General features: G+C 44.4%; 3 protein-coding genes. 1 reads left to right on the top strand and 2 read right to left on the bottom strand.

Annotated elements, in window-relative coordinates:
• On the bottom strand, nucleotides 1-179 hold a 179-nt coding region (locus IEX86_RS24485; protein ID WP_505909232.1), incomplete at its 3' end, for a transposase.
• An 867-nt stretch (nucleotides 180-1,046) separates the two neighbouring features.
• Nucleotides 1,047-1,472: a DNA-binding transcriptional response regulator gene (locus IEX86_RS24480; RefSeq protein ID WP_188868754.1), complete on the bottom strand. Its 426-nt coding sequence runs from the start codon at nucleotides 1,470-1,472 to the stop codon at nucleotides 1,047-1,049.
• 951 nt (nucleotides 1,473-2,423) lie between these two features.
• On the opposite strand from IEX86_RS24480, the gene IEX86_RS24475 reads away from it, so the two are divergent.
• A protein-coding gene (locus IEX86_RS24475; protein ID WP_188868753.1) for an IS5 family transposase occupies nucleotides 2,424-3,228 on the top strand; the annotation gives its coding sequence in 2 pieces (ribosomal slippage) (nucleotides 2,424-2,758 and nucleotides 2,757-3,228; 807 coding nt in all).
• Nucleotides 3,229-3,454 lie beyond the last annotated feature (226 nt).

Here is a 3,454-nt window from a genome sequence, read left to right as displayed (position 1 = left end):
AGCATGGTTTCCAACGGATAGGGTCTGCGGCCCATGCCCGCCTTCGGATAGTACGGCTCAATCAACGCGACCAGCCCTGCCCAGGGTACGACCTGATCCATCTCAGCCAGGAATCGCTCCCGGCGCGTCTGCTTGCGTTTGCCGGCGTATTCGAAATCGGAAAAGCTCATCTGGCTCATAGGGTCTGCCATGTATAGCTAAACGGATGGCGTCTATTTCAGCACAAGCGCAAGAGCTTGTGATGACTTGTTCGGAGAATCCCTAGGTCTTTTGTGGGGCCTGCTTTCAATCTTTCTGTATCGGATAGGCACAACTGCTAGATCTTTACAACGAGCTATTGGATCTTATAGCTGAACAAACAGCCTTAACAGCCTCCAATGGCATACTCGCGCTACGCCAAACCAACGGATACTTGAATGCCGTCGTAGACAGCTATATAACACCTACAAAACGCTTTTGATAAACCATGCTCAGACGCTCTATGCAGTAGGCCATACTGCTACCGACATGAGAGAATTAGCCAGTAGGTTAGAAGAAGAGCGAAAGGCTGTGATAGAAGATTCAAAAAAATTTACTTTTCTAAACTCGCTTAGATTTAGATCTTAATAATTACCATATAGTGAAAAATAACATTTAACCCAATAAATAAGTTAGATATTATTTAAGACCCACTTATAAAATCCAAATTTAGGGAGTCAGTTCAAAATTAGATTTTAAATAAATTACAATACCACCTTCTAAGCCACTATATCTCTAGCTATGTTTTTGTATATAACATTATATAAAATATTAGAAAGATGTCAATCTGCGTCTAATATTTTTATAAGACTAGCGAAGACAGATAAAGTCTTTTCTTTCCGTGCTCAATAAAAGTAATACTCCGCTGATACGAGGAGCGATTTAGAGTTGAATATTTTATATATTTGATATTCAAATTATACTATATCAAGTCTTACAATCCAATATTTATATAAACTAGAAGCACTTTAATACCATTATAAGCCAATATAATTAAGATACCTTTTTCCCGATATTCCTGTTCTTCATTAAAACCAATGACTGGTCTTCGTGGTAAGTGGGGGTAGCTTTTCCTCAAGAGCTTGCTTAACAGCTCCTCTAAGCTGATCAAGGGACCAAGGCTTCGCTAATAAACATACATCTTTTGGAATTGACATATGGGACTCGGCATAGCTAGGTGTAAAAATAGCATGAATAAAGTACTGCCTTTTTGATATTGCATAGGATAGTTCAACTCCATGCCTTTGATCCGAATTTGCTCCATTAATTTTGGATAGCCAAATACTTAGTCTGTCGCTCTCCTGAAAATCAATCGCTTCGCCTACTGCCCCATAAGCGAATACACTCAATCCCTCACCTTTGAGAGCATCAGAGATTATTTCTCTTAAGACAGATTCGTCTAACGCAGTAGATACGTGGGCTTTAAAAAATGAAAGCTTAATGATATTAGTCATAGCATGACCTTCTTATCTTGTATACCTATCCTAAGGTACTCCATATCCAGATACCTACTACCTGCCCAGATGTACAGGGTCGTCTACAGACAAGGGTGCATTGTAGTAACGGATAATCAATAAACCATGAATATATGTATCTACTTCTTTCCTTCATGAAGGCACTAAACATCAGATTTTATATACCGTTTGTTTCAACGTATATCATACAAAAAGCATCAACATTCCAGTACAGATATTGGCCTTTTATTTATAATCTATTCTGACTATAAATAATAGAGAACAAATTATTAAACAGCCACTCCTAGATATTATTCTTGTGCCATTTTGGCAGTAACAAAGTACATCCAAAAAAGTGAAATAACTTTGAGTTTTTGGCTTCACGGGTTTGGGCTAATCTTTCCCATATTTAGCAGGGCTTTAGGCCCACAATTTTTTACAACCGTTGAAAGTCAGCATCAAAAAACCGCTGCTATTTGTCTTCATAGTTTTCCTCGCCTTTCGATTGGTATCATCTGTAACAAGGAATATGGTTTAGCTGCATCTAATATGCGCTTCAAGTCGTCCGCTGGGTCGGACTAAAGCCCGCCCTTTAGCTCAATGGTCACGATTATAGGGACTTTCGCGTATTACCAATACCGAGTCACCAAGCGTGATCCCTACAATCTTGATAAGTCTGGGCTGCATCTGGGGAGTTCGAGTCTCCATTTTTAAACACCGAGTAAGCTATAACCCATCGTTTCAACCGACAAGCTGATCAACTACTCCCAAAGGCTTGCTATGTACAGGGCTTCAAACCCTTCATAGGCGCAACCGATGGTTTCAAGAAGGTACGTGAAGCCGTAATGCTATGAAGGTGCATGCAAATCTGCAAAAGCAGAGAAAATTGTTATTTAGAGCCGCTAACAAAACCCTCTTGAATCTAAGCCTGGTTATGTCCACGATAGAGGCATGAGACATCGCAAAGAGATTACGGCTGCGTTATGGAGGCGCATCAAGCCGCTATTACCGGAGCATAAACGCTCACCCAAAGGCGGTCGTCCTCGTCTGGATGATGAGCTCGCCCTTAATGGCATCGTATTTGTCCTGCGTACAGGCATTCCCTGGGAAGATCTACCCCAGGAGCTTGGCTATGGCAGCGGTATGACCTGCTGGAGGCGTCTTGAGCAATGGCAAGCGTGCGGTGTCTGGCACCGCTTGCATCGTGTCTTGTTCGAAGAGCTGCGCGACGCCAATTGTTTGGATCTGAGCCGGGCCAGTGTGGATGCTGCCAGCGTATCCAGCCCCCGGGGGCCTATGCACCGGCCCAAACCCGACAGATCGAGACAAACTTGGCAGCAAGCGGCACCTGATTACTGACCGTAACGGTGTGCCGTTAGCCTTCTATGTCAGCGGAGCTAATCGACATGACTCGATTATGTTCGAGCCGCTGGTTGACGCCTTACCAACACCTGGAGACAAACCCAGTAGAGCCAGGCGTTGGCCTGAGAAGCTACACGCTGACAAAGCGTATGACATAGAGCGCTGCCATAGACATCTGTGCAAGCGAGGGATCGCTGATCGAATCGCCCGTAAAGGAGTAGATAGCAAGGAGCGACTTGGCCAGCATCGCTGGGTGGTGGAGCGTACCTATGCCTGGTTGGCCGGTATGGGCAAGCTGCGTATCCGTTTTGAGCGCAGGCTTGATACTCACCGAGCCCTGTTATCGCTGGCGTGCAGCATCATCTGTCTGCATTCGTTGGGGAGGTTTTGTTAGCGGCTCTTAGAGGGTGTAGACAAAATACACTTTTCCCTTAGCCCTGTAGCTTTGGGAGCCGCTCATGACACGACATAATGATGCCGACCAAGCCTTGGTCAAGATCAATCGTGGTGGACGCCCACCTGCCTTCAAGCCAGCACATGTTCAGATCTTGCTCGACATTGTTGCTGCGCGACCTCAGGCATCGCTAGATGAAATTGCCAACGAGTTGTATCGCCGAATC

The sequence above is a fragment of the Pseudomonas asuensis genome (assembly GCF_014646755.1).
Classification (GTDB): domain Bacteria; phylum Pseudomonadota; class Gammaproteobacteria; order Pseudomonadales; family Pseudomonadaceae; genus Chryseomonas; species Chryseomonas asuensis.
This window is presented reverse-complemented; position numbering and strand designations above follow the sequence as displayed.

What these genes read in the sequence shown, in the direction of transcription:
- IEX86_RS24480 (WP_188868754.1), bottom strand. Translation starts at nt 1,472, where the DNA reads ATGACTAATATCATTAAGCTTTCATTTTTTAAAGCCCACGTATCTACT.